Here is a 19,546-nt window from a genome sequence, read left to right on the forward strand (position 1 = left end):
GTTGCGCCCGTTGAAGTAGGTGATCTTCCGTTCCTAACATCGGCTGTGACAGCCGAATTCGAACGGAGAACGTGATGGCCAAGCTGGTGGTTTTCGGGGGGACCGGGTACGCCGGGAGCAGGATCGGCGCCGAGGCGCTGCGCCGCGGGCACGAGGTCGTCGGCGTCGCGCGCAACCCCGGCGCGGTGCCCGAAGGCGTCGAAGCGGTGCAGGGTTCGTTGCACGACGAGGACTTCGTCGCGCGGGTGGCGAAGGACGCGGACGTCATCGTGGTCGCCACCCCGGCCCGCGCGCTCGACGGCGAGAAGCTGATCGACGCGGTGCCCGCGCTGTCCCGGATCGCGCGCGAGCAGGGCGTCCGCCTGTCGTTCGTGGGCGGCGCGTCGAGCCTGCTCGTCGCCGAGGGCGGCCCGCGGCTGTTCGACACCCCGGAGTTCCCGGACGAGTACAAGGAAGAGGCGGGCAACCACGCCGAGGTGCTGTCCCTGCTGCGTGAGCAGCCCGCGGACCTCGACTGGTTCTACGTCAGCCCCGCCGCCGAGTTCGGCGCCTGGATCCCCGGCGAGCGCCGGGGCGAGTACCGCGTCGGCGGCGATGTCCTGGTGACCGACGAGAACGGCAAGTCGCACATCGGCGGCGACGACTACGCGATCGCCTACGTCGACGAGATCGAGGACCCGAAGCACCGCCGGGCCCGTTTCACTGTTGCCTACTGACGGTTTTCAGCACCGGCGCGAACGTCTCGAGCATCGGCTCGAAGACGGTGATGTAGGTGAAGCCGTAACGCTTCCGCCGTTCTTCCAGTTGCCCGGCGATCTCCTCGACCGTACCCAGCAGCAGCTGGGGCGCGTCGAGGAGTTCGCGGGCGTCCGGCACGGCGCTGCGCTCGGTCTTCTCGTGCCACGCCTCGGCCGCTTTCTCGCGGTCGCCGGTGACTTCGACGTGCTGGACCAGCATGTTGTACTCGACGTCCCGGTTCGTTCTGGACCGGAAGTACGCGACGCGCTCGTCCATCGCCTCGGCGTTGTCGAGCTTGAAGGTGCCCGGCGGCTTGCCGGGCTGCTGCCTCAGGCCCGCGAAGCCCACGACGTCCGCGTGTTCCGCGGCCAGTCCGAGGACGCCGTCGCTGTTGCCCGCGATGAGCAGCCGCGGCATCGCGAGGCCTTCGTCGTCGAAGTGGTTCCGCAGGTAATCGAGGCTCTCAGCGAGGTAGCCGATCCTGGCCGACGCCTTCTGCCACGGCAGCCCGGCGTCGTCGAACTCCCGCTTCATGTGCCCGGAGCCGAGGCCCAGGTCGAGCCGCCCGTCGAGCAGCGCGGCCGTCGATGACGCTTCGCGGGCGAAGAGCGCGAGGTTGTAGAAGGGCACGTTGGACACCAGCGTCCCGAGCCGCGGCCGCTCGGTGACGGCGGCGGCCATGGCGAGCACCGGGAACGGCGCGAACCGCCCGGTACCGAGGTGATCGGGCACGGTGATGACGTCGTAACCGAGCTCTTCGGCCCGCCGGCACTTCGCGATCCACGCGTCCCGGCTGCCGATCTCGCGGAAGCTGACGCCGAACTTGAACTTCCCCATGCCGGCGACGTTAGCGCCGGAAACCGCCGCCGAGCGCGGAGTTCGCGCCCGGCGGACGGGTTCGTCAGGCTTGGCCGTCGAAGAGCGACGTGACCGAGCCGTCTTCGAAGACCTGCTGGATGGCCTCCGCCAGCATCGGGGCAATCGACAGGACCGTCAGGCCCTCGAACCGCTTCTCCTCGGGGATCGGGAGCGAGTTCGTGACGATGACCTCGCGCGCCTTGCACTGCGAGAGGCGCTCGGTCGCCGGGTCCGAGAGGATGCCGTGGGTCGTCGCGATGACGACGTCCGCCGCGCCCTCGTCGATCAGCGCCTCGGTGGCCTTCACGATCGTGCCGCCGGTGTCGATCATGTCGTCGATCAGGACGCAGAGCTTGCCCTCGACCTTGCCGACCACGCGGTTCGCGACGGCCTGGTTCGGCTTGTCCGGGTCGCGCGTCTTGTGGATGAACGCGATCGGGCGGTCACCCAGCGTCTGCGCCCACTTCTCGGCCAGCCGCACGCGGCCCGAGTCCGGCGAGACGACGGTGATGTCGGCGTCGCCGTAGGTCTTCTTGATGTGGTCGGCCAGCACGCTCTGGGCCATCAGGTGGTCGACCGGGCCGTCGAAGAAGCCCTGGATCTGCGCGGTGTGCAGGTCGACCGTCATGATCCGGTCGGCGCCCGCGGTCTTGAACAGGTCCGCGATCAGCCGGGCCGAGATCGGCTCGCGGCCCTTGTGCTTCTTGTCCTGGCGCGCGTACGGGTAGAACGGCATCACCACGGTGATCCGCTTCGCGCTCGCCCGCTTGAGCGCGTCCACCATGATCAGCTGTTCCATCACGTACTCGTTGATGGGGGTGGTGTGCGCCTGGATGACGAAGGCGTCGGTCCCGCGGACGGACTCCTCGAACCGGACGAACAGCTCGCCGTTGGCGAAGGTGTGCGCCGTCTGCGGGGTGATCGTCACGTTGAGGTGCTCGGCGACCTCTTCCGCGAGCTCCCGGTGCGCCCGTCCGGAGAAGAGCATCAAGTTCTTCTTCGGCGTACCTGACTTCGGACTCATGCTGGCGACTCCCCGTCGGTTCCTGCTGCTGAATCGGCGTCGAGGGCGGCCTGGGCCGCCTCCGCCGCGGGCGTACCCGGCCGGCGCCGGATCGCCCAGCCTTCGATGTTGCGCTGCGGCGGCGCCGACACCGCGAGTGTGCCCGGCGGGACATCCTCGCGGATCACGGCACCTGCACCACTGTAAGCGCCGTCACCGATCCGCACCGGGGCGACGAACGTGTTGTCCGCGCCCAACCGGACATGCGACCCGATAACGGTCTTGTGCTTGTTCACGCCGTCGTAGTTCACGAACACGCTGGAGCAGCCGATGTTGCTGTTCTCGCCGATCGTGGCGTCGCCGACGTAGGTCAGGTGCGGCACCTTCGTGCCGGCGCCGATGTCGGCGGCCTTCGTCTCGACGAACGCGCCGAGCTTGGCCTTGACGCCCAGCTTCGTGCCCGGGCGCAGGTACGTGAACGGGCCGACGTTGACGCGGTCGCCCAGCTCGGAGTCGGAGCCGTGCACCCGCACCACGGAGGCGCCGGCGCCGATCGAGACGTTCGTCAGCGTGCTGTCCGGGCCGACCGTGCTGCCCTCGCCGACCGACGTGGTGCCCTTGAGCTGCACGCCGGGCTCGAGCACGACGTCCCGCGAGAGGGTGACGCCCGCGTCGATCCAGGTCGAGGCCGGGTCGACGACCGTGACGCCCTCGCGCTGCCAGCGGCGGACGATCCGGCGGTTCAGCTCGGCGCCGAGCACCGACAGCTGGACGCGGTCGTTGACGCCCTCGGTCAGCCACGGGTCGTCGACGACCAGCGCGCCGACGCCCTTGCCGTCGCCGCGGGCGATGCCCAGCACGTCGGTGAGGTAGAGCTCACCCTGCGAGTTGTCGGTCGAGAGCCGGCCGAGGCCGTCCGAGAGGACCGCGGCGTCGAAGGCGTAGACGCCCGAGTTGATCTCGGTGATCTCGGCCTGCTCGGGGCTGGCGTCCTTGTGCTCGACGATCGCGGTGACCGCGCCCGCGGCGTCCCGGACGATCCGGCCGTAACCGGTCGGGTCGGGCACCACGGCGGTGAGCACGGTGACGGCGTTGCCCGAGCCGGTGTGCTCGGCCAGCAGGGCCGCCAGCGTCTCGGTGTCCAGGAGCGGGACGTCGCCGTAGCTGACGAGCACGGTGCCGGTGAGGTCCGCCGGGAGCGTGGCGAGCGCGCAGGACACGGCGTGGCCGGTGCCCTTCTGCTCGGCCTGCACGGCGGTGCCGACCTCGCGGCCGAGGTCCTTGGCGACGTCGGTGATGCGGTCGCCGACGGCTTCGCGACCGTGGCCGAGCACGACGACGAGGTGGGCCGGGTCCAGGCCGGCGGCGGCGCGGACGGCGTGCTCGACGAGGGGCCGCCCGGCGATCGGGTGCAGCACCTTCGGCGTCGAGGAACGCATGCGGGTGCCTTCACCCGCGGCGAGGATCAACGTGCTCAGCGGGCCGGTCAACGACGCTCCCAACGGTTACCACTAAATGGCTTCTGTCGGGCACTGATCCTAACTGTGCTCTTCGGGGTCCCACGCCGGGTCGGTCGGTAGGCCTTCGCTCGCCCACGCCGCGGCCGGGTCGGACGCCATCGAGTTCGCCGACGCCACCTGGTTGCCGCCGCCGCGTTTCGCCTGGTACATCGCCGCGTCCGCACGGGCGAGGACCTGCTCGCCGCGCTCCTGCGGGCGCAGCGAGACGAGCCCGATCGACAGCGTGACGCCGTGGGAGAGGTGGTGCGGCAGGCCGGCGACGGACTTCACCGCGCGGCCGAGCGCCATCTTCGCCGCCGACACCGGGGTGCCCGGCAGCAGCACGATGAACTCGTCGCCGCCGTAGCGCGCCACCAGGTCGTCGCCGCGCAGGGCGTCACGGAGCGTGCTCGCCACGACACGCAGCACGTTGTCGCCTTCGGCGTGCGACTGCTTGTCGTTGACGCCCTTGAAGCCGTCGAGGTCGACGAGCGCGACGGCCAGCGGCTGCGCGTCGGCCGAGGACGCCAGCTGGCGCAGCTTCTCGTCCAGCGCGCGCCGGTTCGGCAGGCCGGTGAGCGGGTCCTGCAGCGCCTGCTGGGTGATCGCGCCGTGCTCGGCGGACAGCCGTTCGTGCTCGCGGCGGGCGTTCAGCGTGGCGATCTGCGACTCGCGCAGGCTCCACATCTCCGACTCCAGCCGGGTCGCGTAGTCGATCAGCGACTGGCTGGCGCCGGACGCGTAGTCCGGGCTGGTGTCGAGGCGGGCCAGCTCGCGGGCGATGTTCAGCCGCATGGACGGCTGCGAGGAGTCGTCACCCAGTGATTCGCGGGCCTCGCGGAGCACGTTCAGCGCGTCTTCGCGGCGGCCGGCCTTGTCGAAGCAGCGGGCCAGCGCGATCGTCACGATCTCGCGTTCGCCCGGGTAGCCGATGCCGTCGTGGAGGCGCTGCAGCCGGTCGATCTGGTCCTCGTCGGGCTGGTGCAGGGCGAGCGCGGCGGCGAGCACGCCGACCTCGTCGACCGCGGCGACGCCGGCCTGGCGCGGGAACAGCGACTCGCTGTAGGGCCCCTCGATGGCCATCGCCATCGACGCGGCGGTGCGGAACTTCTCGGCGCTCTCGTCGTACTCTTCGATCCGCTCCAGCCGCAGGCCCCAGCCGAGCAGCATCTTCACCCGGTTCAGCAGCTGCAGGGTGATCTCGTGCGGGGTGGCGCTCTCGCGGATCGCGACGGCGGCGCGGCTGCTGACCTCTTCGGCGGCCTCGTACACACCGAGCTGGTTGAGCACGATCCAGCAGTCGTTCAGCGTCGACCACAGCAGCCGGTTCCAGGCGCGGACGCCGACCTGTCGGTCCGGGGTCGTCGAGTCGTCGAGGATGGCCAGCGCGCGGGCGATCTCGGTGAGCGCGGCGTCCTCCTGCGCGGCCAGCACGAGGCGGCGCCCGCGCAGCGCGTGCGCGTCGGCCCGCAGCAGCGCGAGGCCGTGGCGCCGGGTGTGCGCGAGCATCTCGTCGAGCCGCGGCTCCGCCTCGGCGGCCAGGCCCTTGGTGACCAGCCGCGCGGTCGCGGACGCGCGCAGCAGGCGCGCGACCAGCAGCGGTTCGCCGCGGCGCTGGGTCTCGTCGAGGAGCTCGTCCATCTGCGCGACGATCTCGAGCTGGCTGGCGTAGTCGGACCGTTGGACCACGGCGGTGAGCTCGCGCGCGCGCCCGACGAGCCAGGCGTCGGACATCTCGACCAGTGCGGGTCGCCTGGCCGCTACCGGGTCGGTCGCCTCTTCGGTCAGCGCCAACCTCCCGGTGTCGTGGTTCGGGGTACTCGGCAAATGGTGTTTCCGCTGCTCCGCCGCCAGGATTCGAACCTGAACTGTCAGAACCAAAATCTGAAGTGCTGCCGATTACACTACGGCGGATTGCTCCTGGTCAGGATAGCGACGATCGGGTGTCGTCCGCGCGGGGGATGCGTTACGCGCCCGTCTGCCGGGTACACGGGTCCGAAGTACCGGTGAGAGGTTCAGCCACTCCCCACCCGGCGCAACCTCCTGTACCGTAACTTACGGCATCGTAGGTTAGGTAACCCTTTGTAGGGGCACCACGCAGGAAGAAGTGAAGCGTATGACGGCCACGCTCGACCGTTCGCAGCCCACCGGGGAGCCGTCGGCTCCCAAGGGGCCCAAACCTGTCACCGAAGGCACCCGCGGAATCGGCGTGCAGCTTTCGGTCTACTTCGGTGTGATCGCGCCGTTGGTGGCACTGCTGGTCGCGGTGCCGTTCGCCTGGGGCTGGGGACTGAGCTGGGTCGACGTCGGCGTCTTCGTGGTGTTCTACGCGATCAGCGGGCTCGGCATCACGGTGTCGTACCACCGCTACTTCACGCACGGGTCGTTCAAGGCCAAGCAGTGGCTGCGCGTCGTCATGGCGATCGCGGGCAGCATCGCGTTGCAGGGCCCGGTCATCACCTGGGTCGCCGACCACCGTCGCCACCACGCGTTCTCCGACCGCGACGGCGACCCGCACTCCCCGTGGGCGTTCGGCACCTCGCCGTGGGCCATCGCCAAGGGCTTCTGGCACGCGCACATGGGCTGGCTGTTCGAGCGCGACCAGACCAACGCCGAGCGCTTCGCGCCGGACCTGGTGAAGGACCCGGCGATCAAGAAGGTCGACGACCTGTTCTGGCTGTGGGCCCTGGTCAGCCTGGCGCTGCCGGCGCTGGCGGGCGGGCTGATCTCGTGGTCGCTGTGGGGCGCCGTGACGGCGTTCTTCTGGGCCGGGCTGGTCCGCATCTGCGTGCTGCACCACGTGACGTGGTCGGTCAACTCGATCTGCCACATGATCGGCGAGCGCCCGTTCGCGGCGCGCGACAAGTCGGCGAACTTCTGGCCGCTGGCGATCTTCTCGTTCGGCGAGTCCTGGCACAACCTGCACCACGCGGACCCGACGTCCGCACGGCACGGCGTGAAGCGCGGCCAGATCGACATTTCCGCGCGCCTGATCTGGATCTTCGAGAAGTTCGGCTGGGTGCACGACGTGCGCTGGCCGACGCCGCAGCGATTGGCCCGAATCGCCACGGAGAAGAGCTAGCCTCACTGTAGGGTTCGGCGAGTGGCGGGGAGACGACGTTCAAAACGTGAGCAGGTCACCGGGGCACGTCCGGCCGCCCCGGTGACCCGCGTCCGGATGACCGGCACCGAGCGCCGTCAGCAGCTGCTGAACGTGGCGCGGGCCCTGTTCGCCGAAAAGGGTTTCGACGGCACGTCGATCGAGGAGATCGCGCACCGCGCCAACGTGTCGAAACCCGTGGTGTACGAACACTTCGGCGGCAAAGAGGGCATCTACGCGGTGGTCGTCGACCGCGAAACCCAGCTGCTGCTGGAGCGCATGGTCTCGACGCTCCACGGCGGCCACCCGCGCGTCATGCTGGAACAAGCGGCGATCGCGTTGCTGTCGTACGTCGAGGATTCCCACGACGGCTTCCGCATCCTGGTCCGCGACTCCCCGGTGGCGAGCTCCACGGGCACGTTTTCCACGGTCCTGAACGACATCGCGAGCCAGGTGGAGCACATCCTGGCCCAGCAGTTCGCGGCGCGCGGCTACGACGAGAAGCTGGCGGCGCTGTACGCCCAGGCATTGGTGGGCATGGTGGCGCTGACCGGGCAGTGGTGGCTCGACGCGCGGAAGCCGAAGCGCGACGAGGTCGCCGCGCACCTCGTGAACCTGGCGTGGAACGGGTTGTCGCACCTGGAGGACAAGCCCAAGCTCCGGCTGAGGTGAGTCACTTCAAGGCTTGAAGCGCGATCTTGCCGAGCATCGCGGTGAGCGCGGCTTCGAACTCCAGGGAGTTGTCGGATTCGCCGGAGACCGCGTGGGTGAGTTCGTGCAGCAGCGTCGCGCAGTACGCGGTGGCGCCGGCCAGCTGACTGCGGTGGATCACGATCCGGTTCTCGCCCGGCTCCCACAGGCCCAGGGTGGACTCCCCGGTCACGTCGAGGCGCATGGTCTCCGAGATCACGACGCTGTGCACGCCGGCCCGGCGCAGGTCGATCCCCGCGAGACGGGCGACGGCGTCGGTCAGTGCGTAGACGGAGTTCTCCCGCGGTGACAGCTCGGCCGTGCTCACCAGTGTGAAGACGAAGCTGTCGTTCCAGGCTTCGCGGTAGCCGCTCAGGTCGAGCAACGGCTTGCCGTCGAAGTCGGTCTGCTGGTTCAGCTTCGCCGACACCTCCCCGGAGACGGTCACCAAGCGGTAGCCCTCCTGCTCGGCGTAACGGAGCTGCGGGGTGCCCTCCTGCAGCTCCGACGGCGTCACGAAGACGACTTTCTCGTGGGTGGCCAGGACCGTGCACGCGTGCAGGGTGATCTCGCGCCAGCTCAGCTCGTCGTGCATCCGGCCGGTGGCGAACTCGGCGAGGTCGTCGGCCAAGGGGGAGGCGACCTGGGCCGAGCGGCACTGCTTGAGGATCGCCTTGACCCGGTCGGTGTAGGCGGACCGGCCGACGTTGCTGCGCTCGCGGTTGAGGGCGCGCCGCAACGGCGCGTTGATGTCGGTGATGTTGTAGGAGAACAGGAAGTTCGGCTCCTCCGAGACGAGGAGCCCCTTGACGTAGATCCGGCCGGGAGCCGCGGGATCGATCCGCTTCAGGACCTGGCCGGCCGAGGTGCTCTCCAGCAGCTCGTCCCCGCTGTAGTGCAGGAAGAACCTCCGGGCCGCCGCGACGTCGTCGTCGGTGACGCCGCGCAGCACGACGTCCGTCCCGGAAAGGCCCGGATCGGCCGGCGGGCGGATCACGGCGTGCAGGGTGCGCACGTCGGCGAACGACTCCTTCGCGCGTTGCCGGGTGGTGATGTCGCCGTGCCCGCTGCGGATCACCACGTCGACGTCGTGGCGGTCGAACACGGCCAGCGCGTCCTTGAGGCCCATGCCGAACTGGCCGATCACGACGTCGGAGCCGCGTTTCTCGTCGTTCTCCTTCTGCGTGAGGTGCTCGTAACGCAGCCCGCGGCCGAAGTCGGCCACGTGCCACGCGCCCGCGGGATCCTTGGTGATCACCGGTTCGACGGTCCGGGTGAGAGCGTGCTCGTCGAGGGCGTTGGCGATGATCTCGCGGATCGCGAAGGCCACCGGCCAGTGCTCCAGCACCCGCTCGATGTTCAGGTCGAAGAACTGTTCGGCACCGTCGTTCATCTCAGCAGTCCTGTTTGGTGCAGGTGGTCGAAAATGATCTTGTCCACGGCCGAAACGCGGTCGCGGTCCGCGTAGGCGAGCCACGTGATCTCCTCGATCTCGCTGCTCGCCACCAGCGTTCCCGTGTACTCCGCCGTGAAGCACGTCATCCGGACCACCACACCGGACGCCTTGCCGTCCGCTTGGGCCTCGAAGACGCCGGCCGGCGCGATCGTCGGCTCGGTGATCGCCACGGAGACCTCTTCGCGGACTTCCCGGACCAGCGTCTGCGCGTCCGTCTCGCCCGGTTCGCGCTTGCCGCCCGGGAGGTAGTAGACGTCCTTGCCACGCGAGCGGGTGCTCAGGATGCGGCCGTCCACCAGGTGCAGCCACGCGATCTTGTCGATCATGCCGGCCTCGCCAAGGCTTTCGTCATGACCCGATCCTAGGCACTAGGGTCGGGGACATGGGGAACAGCAGGGAAGTAGTGGTGACCGGCGGCGGCACGGGCATCGGGTACGCCGTCGCGGCGGCTTTCGCGGCGGCCGGCGACCGCGTCACGATCACCGGACGTCGCGAGCAGGTGCTCACCGAAGCCGCGACGCTGCTCGGCGCGCGGCCCGTCGTGTTCGACGCCGCCGATCCCGCGGCCGTCGAGACCGCACTGGGCGAGTTGCCGGACCGGGTCGACGTGCTCGTCAACAACGCCGGCGGCAACACGGACTTCGCCGGCGGCACCGAAGAGGGCCTCGCCGGGTTCGCGGCCGCGTTCGAGCGGAACCTCCGGTCCAATGTGGTCAGTGCCGCGCTGGTGACGCACGCACTGCGCGACCGCCTCGCCGACGGCGCCCGGATCGTGACGATCGGCTCGATCGCCGCCCACACCGGCGCCGGCTCCTACGGCGCCGCGAAGGCCGCGGTCGAGGCGTGGAACGTCAGCGTGGCGCAGGAGTTCGGCGCACGCGGGATCACCGCGAACGTCGTCGCGCCGGGACTGATCGGCGACACGGAGTTCTTCCACGGCCAGCTCAGCGACCGCCGCCGCGAGCGGCTGGTCGGGAACACGATGAACAAGCGACCGGGCACACCGGAGGACGTCACGGCGGTGGTGACGTTCCTCGCGAGCCCGGCGGCCGGGCACGTGACGGGCCAGGTCGTACACGTCAACGGCGGGGCCTACCTGGGCGGTTAGGACCTGGTCGAGTTCCGGCCGCGACGCCAGAAGGCCGGCCGCCCCCAGTACAGCGTCGTGACGTCGCCGGGCCCAGGCGCTTCCGCGACGCCTCGAGGCTCGAAGTCGTCGAGGGCGAGATCGATGGGCCGCCACCCGTCGTCGATCGGTTCGGCCGCGGCGGCCACGGGTAACTCACCTCGGCGTCCACAAGGGCTCAGCCTGGGCGGCCGGCGGTCGCCGGTCAAGCCGATATGGGCAACCAGGACGGTTGGAAGCCGGTCCCCGGGCGCCAGGTCGGCGATGGCGCTCGGGGACCGGCGCGGGTGCTGCCGCGGGAAAGCTTTCTTCGGACCGCGTCCAACACTCGTCGGTGGCGGGCGAAACTCTTGGTGCACACCATGTTCCGCGATCGGGGCGCGGTGCGACAGTGTTCCCGGCACCGGCTCGGTGTGTCTTTCGCATGAATCAGGCGGGCGTGACCTTCAGCAGCTTGTCGTTCGTGCCGTCCGAGGTGGTCACGTACAGGGCGCCGTCCGGGCCGCTGCGGACCGCGCGCAGGCGGCCGAACTTGTCGTCGAACTCCGGGGGCAGCGTGACGTCCAGGACCTTGCCCGCGGGGTCCAAGTGGTACAGCAGCAGCTTCTGGCCCTTGAGCGCGACGACGACGAGCGCGCCGTCGTTGCGGCCCCACTGGGCGCCGGTCAGGAAGGCGTCGCCGCTGATCGCCTCGGTGATCTTGCCGGACGTCCACAGTGGACTCACCGCGTCCGGGAAGCGCTTGAGGTCGGTCATCGGCACGCTCTCGTCGTAGCTGGAGTCCGTGCCGCCCTTCGACGGGTCCCAGCCGTAGTTCGCGCCCGGTTTCAGCAGGTTGACCTCGTCGTCGAACGTCGGGCCGTGCTCGGCGGTGATCACCTGGCCGCTGCCCGGCCGGATGGCCACGCCCTGCAGGTTGCGGTGTCCGTAGGTGTAGATGAGCCGCTCGTGCGGGTCCGACGACGTGATGAACGGGTTGTCCGGCAACGGTTTCCCGGTCTTCGCGTCCAATCGCAGCACTTTGCCACCCAGGGAGTGGCGGTCCTGCGAGACGGTCGACTTCGCCGTGTCGCCGGTGCCGACCAGCAGCGCGCCGTCCGGTGCGAAGGTCGGACGGCAGCCGGAGTGCCGGCCGCTCGGGTTGATCGGCAGCCCGGTGAGCAGGTCCTTGACCTTCGTCGCGCTCCCGCCGTCACCGGCCAGCGTCCAGGTGACCAGCCGGATGTCGACGGGCTTGCCGCCCTCCTGGTGGTCCTGGCAGGTGATGAACTCGCGGCTGGTCGTGAAGTCCGGGCTGATCACCATTCCGAGCAGCCCGCCCTCGCCCTGGGCGAAGACGTCGGAGAAGTCGGCCTGCACCTCGGTGGCCCGGCCGTCGCGGACCAGCGCGAGCTTGCCGGGCCGCTGCGGCACGAGGATGCCGCCGTCGGGCAGGAAGCCGATGTCCCAGCCGTGCTCGAGGCCCGCGGTGACCGTCTCGACCTTGAACTTCCCGGTCGCCGCCGCCGGAGTGGACGGTGGTGGCGAGACGCTCTGCACGGGCGCGCTCGACGCCCCCGAGCAGCCCGTGACCAGCAGGGAAACCACACCGATGAGACCCAGCACACGCCGCATACGGCTCATCCTGCCATCAAGCGGTGAAATCGCCGTTCGCCGCCGCGCGCGTGAGGAACTCCAGGTCCGCGTCGCCGGGGAGGTAGTGCCCGGTGCCGGGCACCAGGTCGACGACGGCGTCCGGCGCGAAGGCCTCGAGCCGTCGTTTGGTCGTCGCGGAGTCGACCATGACGTCGTCGGCGCCGGCGACGGCGTACACCGGCACGGCCAGCGCGGCCAGCGCGGCGTCGTCGAAGGGCAGGAACGGGCCGGTGCGGTACCGGTAGTTCGCCGACACGAGCAGCTGGTGCTCGACGACCTCCGGCGTGCCCGCGTCGCCGAGCACGCCGGCCACTGACCTGCGCCGGCCCCGCTCGCCCAGCAGCGCCCACAGCACGGCCTTGACGAGGAACGCCTTCTTCATCGGGCCGAGGCCGATCGGGGAGCGCAGCGCGAGCGCGGTGACGCGGTCCGGGCGCCGGGTCGCGTAGTCGAGCGTGAGCCAGCCGCCGAGCGACGACGCCAGGAACGCCGCCGACGGCACGCCGAAGTGGTCGAGCACGGCGTCGAGCCAGGCCGCGTACCGGTCGGTGCCGAGCGGCGGCCGCGTCTCGGCGCTCAGCCCCGGCTCGCCGACGATGTCGACGGCGTACACCCGGAACCGCCCGGCGAGCGCCGGCATCCGGGGCGCCCACTCGCCGGAGTTGCTGCCGGAACCGTGCAGCAGCACCAGCGCCGGAGCGCCGGCCGGGCCGGAGACGAGCACGAACGTCTCGCCCTCGGGCGTCGGCACCCGGACCTGCTCGTGGGGGACGGGCCACGCCGTCAGGACGTCGAGGTAGCGCTCACGCAGCAGCCGAGCGCCCGCCTCGGACTTGTATATCGTCATGCAATGTACTCTAACCTTCCCTATCAAGTGGATAGATAGGGAGTGTTACGCTCGGGTTGCACCAAGCCGGACTCAGCTGACGGCGTCGGCCGTCTGAAGCAGGGCTTCCGCGGTTTCGGCGTCCGCCGGCAGGAACGTCTCCAGCTTCAGCTCCGACACCGTGACGTCGGCCGCGGTCGCGAACGTCGTGATCGCGGTGATCAGCCGCAGCTCACCGACCGAAGTGGACAGTCGGACCGGGACCGCGAACCCCAGGTGGTCCGGGGCCGGCGGGGACGCCGGTGGCAGGTACGACTCGAGCTCGGCGAGCTGCGCGGCCAGCCGGTCGTCCGGGTTGCGCGCGAGGTCGTTGCGGATGCGCTCGAGGATGTGGCGCGCCCAGTCGTCGAGGTTGCGCACGCGCGGCGCCATGCCCTCGGGGTGCAGCGCGAGCCGCAGCGTGTCCACCGGTTCCTCCAGCAGCTCCGGCGCGACGCCCTCGGTGAGCAGGCCGAAGGCGTCGTTCTTCGCGACCAGCACGCCGTAGCGGTCGACGACGATCGCCGGGTAGGGGCGATGGCCGTCGAGCAGCCGCCGCAGGCCGTCGAGGACCGGCTTGATCGCCGGGGAGTCGAGGCGCGTTTCGGGGTACGACGGCGCGAAGCCGGCGGTGTAGAGCAGGCCGTTGCGTTCGCGCAGCGGCAGTTCCAGCGACTCGGCGACACGCAGCACCATCCCGCGGCCGGGGAGCGAGCGCCCGCTCTCCATGAAGCTCACGTGCCGTTGCGTCGTCCCGGCGCGCAACGCCAGGTCGAGCTGGCTGAGGTGCCGCCGAATCCGCCAGTCCTTGAGCGCCGTTCCGAAGTTCACGGGGACCATCATCGCGGTCCGCGCCATTCCCCGCGAGGAATTGAGCCCATACCCCGGTACGAACAGGCTTGCGGCATGACGAAATACGGCCTGGTCGTCCCGACCTACCAGCCCATCCTCGACGCCGGGCGGACCGCGCCCGAACTGGTCGAGACCGCCGTCGAGGCCGAACGCCTCGGCCTCGACTCGGTGTGGGTGGGCGACACGCTCGCCCGCGCCCCGATCGACGCCCTGACCATCCTGGGCGCGTTCGCGGCCCGCACGTCCCGCGTCACGCTCGGGACGGCTTCGCTGCTCCCGGCCCTGCGCGACCCGATCCTGACGGCGAACCAGCTGCTGAGCCTCGACCTGCTCAGCGGCGGCCGGCTCACGGTGGCCGTCGGCGCCGGGTTCGCCGGGCGTAGTGAACCGGAGTTCGCGTTCACCGGCGTCCCGTGGGCCCGCCGGCGCGCGCGGCTGGACGACATCGTGGCGTTGTGGCGGGCCGCGTGGCGCGGCGAGACGTCGTTCCACGGGCCGGTGCTGGACTACGGCTCCCTGCCGGTGTTCCCGGCGCCCGCGCGCCCGGGCGGCCCGCCGGTGTGGCTGGCGGCGCACACGCCGGGGGCGCTGGAGCGCGCCGGCCGGCTCTACGACGGCTGGCTCCCGTATCCGCCCGACCCCGCGGACTACGCCGCCGGGCTGGCCGGGATCCGCTCGACGGCGTCGCGGCCGGTGACCCCGGCGCTGTTCGCGACGGTCCTGGTCGAGGACGACGCCGATCGCGGGACGGCGCTGCTGGAGGAGTACTGCCGACGCAACTACGGCATGCCCGCGGACTTCGTCCAGCGCATCCAGATGCAGGTCACGGGCTCGGCCGCGGAAGTGGCGTCGCAACTGCGCGAGTACGCCGGCGCCGAGCACGTGCTGCTGCGGGTCGCGAGCACCGAGCCGAAGGTCTTCGACGAGCAGCTGCCGCGACTGGCGGAGGTGGCGGCGGAACTGCGGGCCGCGTAACGCGGGCGGGCCGGCACCGACTCATCGGCATGGCGAAGGTGAACTGGTCGGCGCGGCAGCCGCTGCCGGCGGTCCCGGCCTGCCGCCTGACCGCCGTGCTGCGCGAGGCGCGCCGGGCGACCGGCCGCGACCGCGAAACCGGCCGGATCGAGCCGGGCAAAGCGGCGCTGAGCGGGAACTGGCTGGGGGCCGTCGGCTACCTGCTGCTGGTCGACCAGGTGGGGAGCGCCTGCCGGGCGCCCGGCCCGCCGGTCGTCCGGGCGCTGCGGCAGTTCGCGCCCCGGATGGGTGAACCGGAGCGGGAAGCGCTCTACGCCCTGCGCTGCTCGCTCGTCCACGACTTCGGGCTGGTCACCGTCGGCGGACCGGGCCGGACCCACCACTTCATGCCGGCCGACGCGGGGTCCGGCCCGGTCGTGCGGCTCCCGCCGGAGCCGTGGGACGGCCGCGCCGAGCACTGCCGGCGGCTCAACGCCACCTGGGTCGACCTGCGGGCGCTGGGCGACCTGGCCGAGGAGGTGGTCCGGCGGTTCGCGGGCCGCCACGGCCAGGCGCCGGTGCCCCGCGGCCGTCGATCCCGGCCCGCGCGCCGACCGGCTCCGGGCACCCGCGCGGCCAGCGGTGATCGGAAACCTGTCGGGGGTGGCACGTAGGCTGGGGACCGTGACAAACGCTTCACTGTCCGGACTCCTCACCGCCGTACTTCCCGACCCGGCCCTGCGTGGAGTGGTCGAGCGCGCCGGTGCGCCGCTGCTCGAACTCCAAGGGCCGATCGCCGCGCGCCAGCTCGTCGCCGGCGCCCTCGCCTCGGACGACGGCGCCGGGAAACCCGTGCTCGTCGTGACCGCCACCGGCCGGGAGGCCGACGAGCTGACCGCGGCGCTGGGCGCGCTGCTGGGCACGAGCCGGGTCGCCGACTTCCCGTCCTGGGAGACCCTGCCCCACGAGCGGCTCTCGCCCCGCGCCGACACCGTCGGGCGGCGGCTGGAGGTGCTGCACCGGCTGAAGACCGGGGCCGACGACCTGCGCGTCGTCGTCGCCACCGTCCGCAGCCTGATCCAGCCGATGGCCCCCGGGCTCGGCTCGCTCGCCCCGGTCGACCTGATCGTCGGCGAGGAGCAGAGCTTCGACGCCCTGCTGCAACGGCTGGTCGAGCTGGCCTACACCCGCGTCGACATGGTCGAGAAGCGCGGCGAGTTCGCCGTCCGCGGCGGCATCCTCGACCTGTTCGGCCCGACCGCCCAGCACCCGGTCCGGGTCGAGTTCTGGGGTGACGAGGTCAGCGAGATCCGCGCGTTCGCCGTCTCCGACCAGCGGTCGCTGCCCGGCGAGATCCCGCGCGTCACCGCGCCGCCGTGCCGTGAGCTGCTGCTCACCCAGCCGGTCAAGGACAAGGCCGCGGAGCTGGCGAAGACCTACGAAGCCGACGCGCACCTGTCGGAGATGCTCACCAAGCTGGCCGACGGCATCCCCGTCGAGGGCATGGAAGCGCTCATCCCGGTGCTCTGCGAAGGCGAGCTGGAGCTGCTCACCGACGCGATGCCGGTCGGCACCCACGTCCTGCTGACCGACCCGGAGAAGATCCGCGCCCGCGCCGCCGACCTCGTCCGCACCGGCCAGGAGTTCCTCGAAGCGTCCTGGACGACGGCCGCGGCGGGCGGCCTGGCCCCGATCGACCTCGGTTCGTCCGCCTACCGCGGGCTCGAGGGGATCGCGTCCCACGCGCAGGACACCAAGCGCACGTGGTGGACGCTCAGCCAGCTGACCAGCGAAGACCCGGACGTCTACCGCGTCTCGGTCGAGGCCGCGCCGGCCTACCGCGGCGAGATCGACCGCGCGACGGCGGACCTGCGCGCGCACACCGCGGCGGGCGGCACGGCGGTGCTCGTCGTCGCCGGTCAGGGCACCGCGGCCCGCGCCGTCGAGCAGCTGTCGAGCGCCGACGTCCCGGCGTCGCTGGCGGGTGACGGCGTCACGGGCTCGCTCCCGCCCGGCACGGTCACCGTCACCTGCGGCGCCCTCACCGAAGGGTTCGTCTCGCCGGAGCGCGCCCTCGTCGTGCTGTCGGAAGCGGACCTCACCGGCCGCGGCGCCGGCGCCGGAACGTCCACAAAGGACCTCACCACCAAGATGCCGTCGCGGCGGCGCAACGCCGTCGACCCGCTGGCCCTCAAGAACGGCGACTACGTCGTCCACGAGCAGCACGGCATCGGCCGGTTCGTCGAGATGGTGCAGCGCACCGTCGCCGGCGCGACCCGCGAGTACCTGCTGCTGGAGTACGGCTCGTCCAAGCGCGGTCACCCCGGCGACCGGCTGTTCGTCCCGACCGACCAGCTCGACGAGGTGTCCAAGTACGTCGGCGGCGAGCTGCCCACGCTCAACAAGCTCGGCGGCTCCGACTGGAAGAACACCAAGGCGCGGGCCAAGAAGGCCGTCAAGGAGATCGCCGCCGAGCTGGTCCAGCTCTACGCCGCGCGCCAGGCCGCGCCCGGGCACGCGTTCGGCCCGGACACGCCGTGGCAGGGCGAGCTGGAAGACGCCTTCCCGTTCACCGAGACCAACGACCAGCTCGCCGCGATCGACGAGGTCAAGTCGGACATGCAGCGCGGCGTCCCGATGGACCGCGTGATCTGCGGCGACGTCGGCTACGGCAAGACGGAGATCGCCGTGCGCGCCGCGTTCAAGGCGGTGCAGGACGGCAAGCAGGTCGCCGTCCTGGTCCCGACGACGCTGCTCGCCCAGCAGCACCTCAACACCTTCCACGAGCGGATGCGCTCGTTCCCGGTGACGATCAAGGGCCTGTCCCGGTTCACGAACAAGACCGAGTCGGACATCATCCTGGAGCAGCTCGCCGGCGGCGAGGTCGACATCGTCATCGGCACGCACCGCCTGCTGCAGACCGGGATCCGCTACAAGGACCTGGGGCTGGTGATCGTCGACGAGGAGCAGCGCTTCGGCGTCGAGCACAAGGAGCACATCAAGGCGCTGCGCACGCACGTCGACGTCCTGACGATGTCGGCGACGCCGATCCCGCGCACGCTCGAGATGTCGCTGGCCGGCATCCGCGAGATGTCGACGATCCTGACGCCGCCGGAAGACCGGCACCCGATCCTGACCTACGTCGGCTCGTACGACGACAAGCAGGTCGGCGCGGCGATCCGCCGCGAGCTGCTGCGCGACGGCCAGGTCTTCTACGTCCACAACCGCGTCTCGTCGATCGAGAAGGCCGCGCGGCACATCCGGGAGCTGGTGCCGGAGGCGCGCGTCGTCACCGCGCACGGCCAGATGAACGAGGACAAGCTCGAGAAGATCATCCAGGGCTTCTGGGAGAACGAGTACGACGTCCTGGTGTGCACCACGATCGTCGAGACCGGGCTGGACATCTCGAACGCGAACACGCTGCTGGTCGAGCGCGGCGACCTGCTCGGGCTGGCGCAGCTGCACCAGCTGCGCGGCCGCGTCGGGCGTGGTCGCGAGCGCGGGTACGCCTACTTCCTGTACCCCCCGGAGGCGCCGCTGACGGAGACGGCGCACGACCGGCTCGCGACGATCGCCCAGAACACCGAGCTGGGCGCGGGCATGGCGGTCGCGATGAAGGACCTGGAGATCCGCGGCGCGGGCAACATCCTGGGCGCGGAGCAGTCCGGGCACATCGCCGGTGTCGGGTTCGACCTGTACGTGCGGCTGGTCGGCGAAGCGGTCGACGCCTTCCGCCGGCACGCGGGCGCGGAGCCGACGGAAGACGAGGAGCTGGCCGACGTCCGCGTCGACCTCCCGATCGACGCCCACCTCCCGCACGACTACATCCCGGGCGAGCGGCTGCGGCTGGAGGCGTACCGCAAGATCGCGGCGGCGCCGGACACCGAGGGCCTGGACGCGGTGCGCGAAGAGCTGATCGACCGCTACGGCCAGCCGCCGGCGCCGGTCAACCGCCTGCTCGCGGTGGCGAGGTTCCGGCACACCTGCCGCGAGGCGGGCGTGACGGAGGTGGCCGTGCAGGGCAACACGATCCGCTTCGCGCCGCTGCCGTTGCAGGACTCGCAGATGGTCCGGTTGAAGCGGCTGTACCCGAAGGCGATGTTCAAGGCCGTGACGAACACCGTGTCGGTGCCGAAGCCCACGGAAGGCGCGGCGGGCGGCCGCATCGGCGCCCCGACGCTGCGCGACGAGGAGCTGCTCGACTGGTGCGCCAAGCTGCTGACGCAGCTGACGAAGAAACCCGCGGCGGTGTAACGGAAACGGACGTCCGGTTGTGTACCGGACGTCCGTCGCTCAACCGACTTCGCTGAACATCGGCGGCATCGGGTCCGCCAGCCCCATCCGCACCTGCTCGACCGGCACCGGCACGGCCCCGGCGTCCGACATCGGCTTCGGCCGTGGCCGGCGTGGGTTGCGCGTCCCCGCGCCGCCACCGCGGCCCGGGTACACCAGCAACCCGCGCGCCGGATCCGGCACGGCGTCGAGCGCCGCCGTCACGACCGGCAACGCCCGGAACGCGTCGCGGCTCTCCTCGGAACGGAATTCGATCTCCAGCACGACGCCCCAGCGGTGTTCGTGCCACACCCACTGCTCGGCGCCGTTCGTCAGTGCTGCTTCGGTCAGTGCGTCACCCCGGGCGAGCCGCCACAACGAAGCCGTGGACTCGCCATCGAAGACCTCGATGGTCAGCCAGTGGTCCATGTCGACGACGGTACGCCCGGCGAAACCGAACGGGTGTTGCGTTTCGGCCGCGAAGGTGTGAGAGGGTAT

17 protein-coding genes and 1 tRNA gene are annotated in these 19,546 nt (G+C 71.0%); 7 read left to right on the forward strand and 11 right to left on the reverse strand.

The window, feature by feature from the left end:
* Positions 1-74: 74 nt before the first annotated feature.
* Complete coding sequence (locus tag OG570_RS17515; RefSeq protein ID WP_326957696.1) at positions 75-716, forward strand: NAD(P)-dependent oxidoreductase; 642 nt, start codon at positions 75-77, stop codon at positions 714-716.
* Here the strand turns inward: OG570_RS17515 and OG570_RS17520 are convergent.
* The 5 genes from OG570_RS17520 to OG570_RS17540 all read right to left on the reverse strand — a co-directional run bounded on the left by OG570_RS17520 (position 700) and on the right by OG570_RS17540 (position 6,012).
* The gene (locus OG570_RS17520; protein ID WP_326957698.1) at positions 700-1,575 is read right to left on the reverse strand and encodes a TIGR03621 family F420-dependent LLM class oxidoreductase; all 876 of its coding nucleotides are present in this window, start codon (positions 1,573-1,575) and stop codon (positions 700-702) included. The genes OG570_RS17515 and OG570_RS17520 overlap by 17 nt on opposite strands.
* 64 nt (positions 1,576-1,639) lie before the next feature.
* The gene (locus tag OG570_RS17525; RefSeq protein ID WP_247057935.1) at positions 1,640-2,620 is read right to left on the reverse strand and encodes a ribose-phosphate diphosphokinase; all 981 of its coding nucleotides are present in this window, start codon (positions 2,618-2,620) and stop codon (positions 1,640-1,642) included.
* Positions 2,617-4,089: a bifunctional UDP-N-acetylglucosamine diphosphorylase/glucosamine-1-phosphate N-acetyltransferase GlmU gene (gene glmU, locus OG570_RS17530; RefSeq protein ID WP_326944469.1), complete on the reverse strand. Its 1,473-nt coding sequence runs from the start codon at positions 4,087-4,089 to the stop codon at positions 2,617-2,619. Before glmU ends, OG570_RS17525 begins: the two co-directional genes overlap by 4 nt.
* A 48-nt stretch (positions 4,090-4,137) precedes the next feature.
* The gene (locus tag OG570_RS17535; protein WP_247057931.1) at positions 4,138-5,892 is read right to left on the reverse strand and encodes a GGDEF domain-containing protein; all 1,755 of its coding nucleotides are present in this window, start codon (positions 5,890-5,892) and stop codon (positions 4,138-4,140) included.
* A gap of 48 nt (positions 5,893-5,940) precedes the next feature.
* Positions 5,941-6,012 (reverse strand) — tRNA-Gln (locus tag OG570_RS17540).
* Positions 6,013-6,214: 202 nt separating this feature from the next.
* On the opposite strand from OG570_RS17540, the gene OG570_RS17545 reads away from it, so the two are divergent.
* Both OG570_RS17545 and OG570_RS17550 read left to right on the forward strand, forming a co-directional pair.
* Positions 6,215-7,180: an acyl-CoA desaturase gene (locus tag OG570_RS17545; RefSeq protein ID WP_326944468.1), complete on the forward strand. Its 966-nt coding sequence runs from the start codon at positions 6,215-6,217 to the stop codon at positions 7,178-7,180.
* Between the two features lie 96 nt (positions 7,181-7,276).
* The gene (locus tag OG570_RS17550; RefSeq protein WP_247057927.1) at positions 7,277-7,870 is read left to right on the forward strand and encodes a TetR/AcrR family transcriptional regulator; all 594 of its coding nucleotides are present in this window, start codon (positions 7,277-7,279) and stop codon (positions 7,868-7,870) included.
* A 1-nt stretch (position 7,871) separates the two neighbouring features.
* Here OG570_RS17550 and OG570_RS17555 read toward each other — a convergent pair whose 3' ends face one another.
* Together OG570_RS17555 and OG570_RS17560 are read right to left on the reverse strand one after the other, a co-directional pair.
* Positions 7,872-9,281 (reverse strand): ATP-binding protein, encoded by a 1,410-nt coding sequence (locus OG570_RS17555; RefSeq protein WP_326957700.1) that lies wholly within the window; start codon positions 9,279-9,281, stop codon positions 7,872-7,874.
* Positions 9,278-9,670 (reverse strand): NUDIX hydrolase, encoded by a 393-nt coding sequence (locus OG570_RS17560; protein ID WP_326957702.1) that lies wholly within the window; start codon positions 9,668-9,670, stop codon positions 9,278-9,280. The genes OG570_RS17555 and OG570_RS17560 overlap by 4 nt, the downstream gene beginning before the upstream one ends.
* A gap of 56 nt (positions 9,671-9,726) precedes the next feature.
* On the opposite strand from OG570_RS17560, the gene OG570_RS17565 reads away from it, so the two are divergent.
* On the forward strand, positions 9,727-10,452 hold the full coding sequence (locus OG570_RS17565) for an SDR family NAD(P)-dependent oxidoreductase (protein WP_326957704.1): 726 nt from the start codon (positions 9,727-9,729) through the stop codon (positions 10,450-10,452).
* A gap of 447 nt (positions 10,453-10,899) precedes the next feature.
* Here OG570_RS17565 and OG570_RS17570 read toward each other — a convergent pair whose 3' ends face one another.
* The 3 genes from OG570_RS17570 to OG570_RS17580 form a co-directional block, all read right to left on the reverse strand.
* A complete protein-coding gene (locus OG570_RS17570) occupies positions 10,900-12,084 on the reverse strand; it encodes a PQQ-dependent sugar dehydrogenase (RefSeq protein WP_326957706.1) in 1,185 nt (394 codons plus the stop codon).
* Positions 12,085-12,100: 16 nt separating this feature from the next.
* Positions 12,101-12,952 carry an alpha/beta fold hydrolase gene (locus OG570_RS17575; protein ID WP_326957708.1) on the reverse strand — a complete coding sequence of 284 codons (852 nt, stop codon included), beginning with the start codon at positions 12,950-12,952 and terminating at the stop codon, positions 12,101-12,103.
* Between the two features lie 72 nt (positions 12,953-13,024).
* A complete protein-coding gene (locus OG570_RS17580; RefSeq protein ID WP_326944462.1) occupies positions 13,025-13,801 on the reverse strand; it encodes a helix-turn-helix transcriptional regulator in 777 nt (258 codons plus the stop codon).
* Positions 13,802-13,876: 75 nt separating this feature from the next.
* Between OG570_RS17580 and OG570_RS17585 the strand changes: the two genes are divergently transcribed.
* Genes OG570_RS17585 through mfd form a run of 3 tightly spaced genes read left to right on the forward strand, consistent with a single transcriptional unit; the run spans position 13,877 to position 19,030 of the window.
* On the forward strand, positions 13,877-14,797 hold the full coding sequence (locus OG570_RS17585) for an LLM class flavin-dependent oxidoreductase (protein ID WP_326957710.1): 921 nt from the start codon (positions 13,877-13,879) through the stop codon (positions 14,795-14,797).
* Positions 14,798-14,826: 29 nt separating this feature from the next.
* The gene (locus OG570_RS17590) at positions 14,827-15,450 is read left to right on the forward strand and encodes a hypothetical protein (RefSeq protein WP_326957712.1); all 624 of its coding nucleotides are present in this window, start codon (positions 14,827-14,829) and stop codon (positions 15,448-15,450) included.
* Positions 15,451-15,475: 25 nt separating this feature from the next.
* Complete coding sequence (mfd, locus tag OG570_RS17595; RefSeq protein ID WP_326960058.1) at positions 15,476-19,030, forward strand: transcription-repair coupling factor; 3,555 nt, start codon at positions 15,476-15,478, stop codon at positions 19,028-19,030.
* 39 nt (positions 19,031-19,069) lie between these two features.
* Here mfd and OG570_RS17600 read toward each other — a convergent pair whose 3' ends face one another.
* On the reverse strand, positions 19,070-19,477 hold the full coding sequence (locus tag OG570_RS17600) for a hypothetical protein (protein WP_326944459.1): 408 nt from the start codon (positions 19,475-19,477) through the stop codon (positions 19,070-19,072).
* Positions 19,478-19,546: the final 69 nt, after the last annotated feature.

This window comes from Amycolatopsis sp. NBC_01286 (assembly GCF_035982555.1).
Taxonomy (GTDB): domain Bacteria; phylum Actinomycetota; class Actinomycetes; order Mycobacteriales; family Pseudonocardiaceae; genus Amycolatopsis.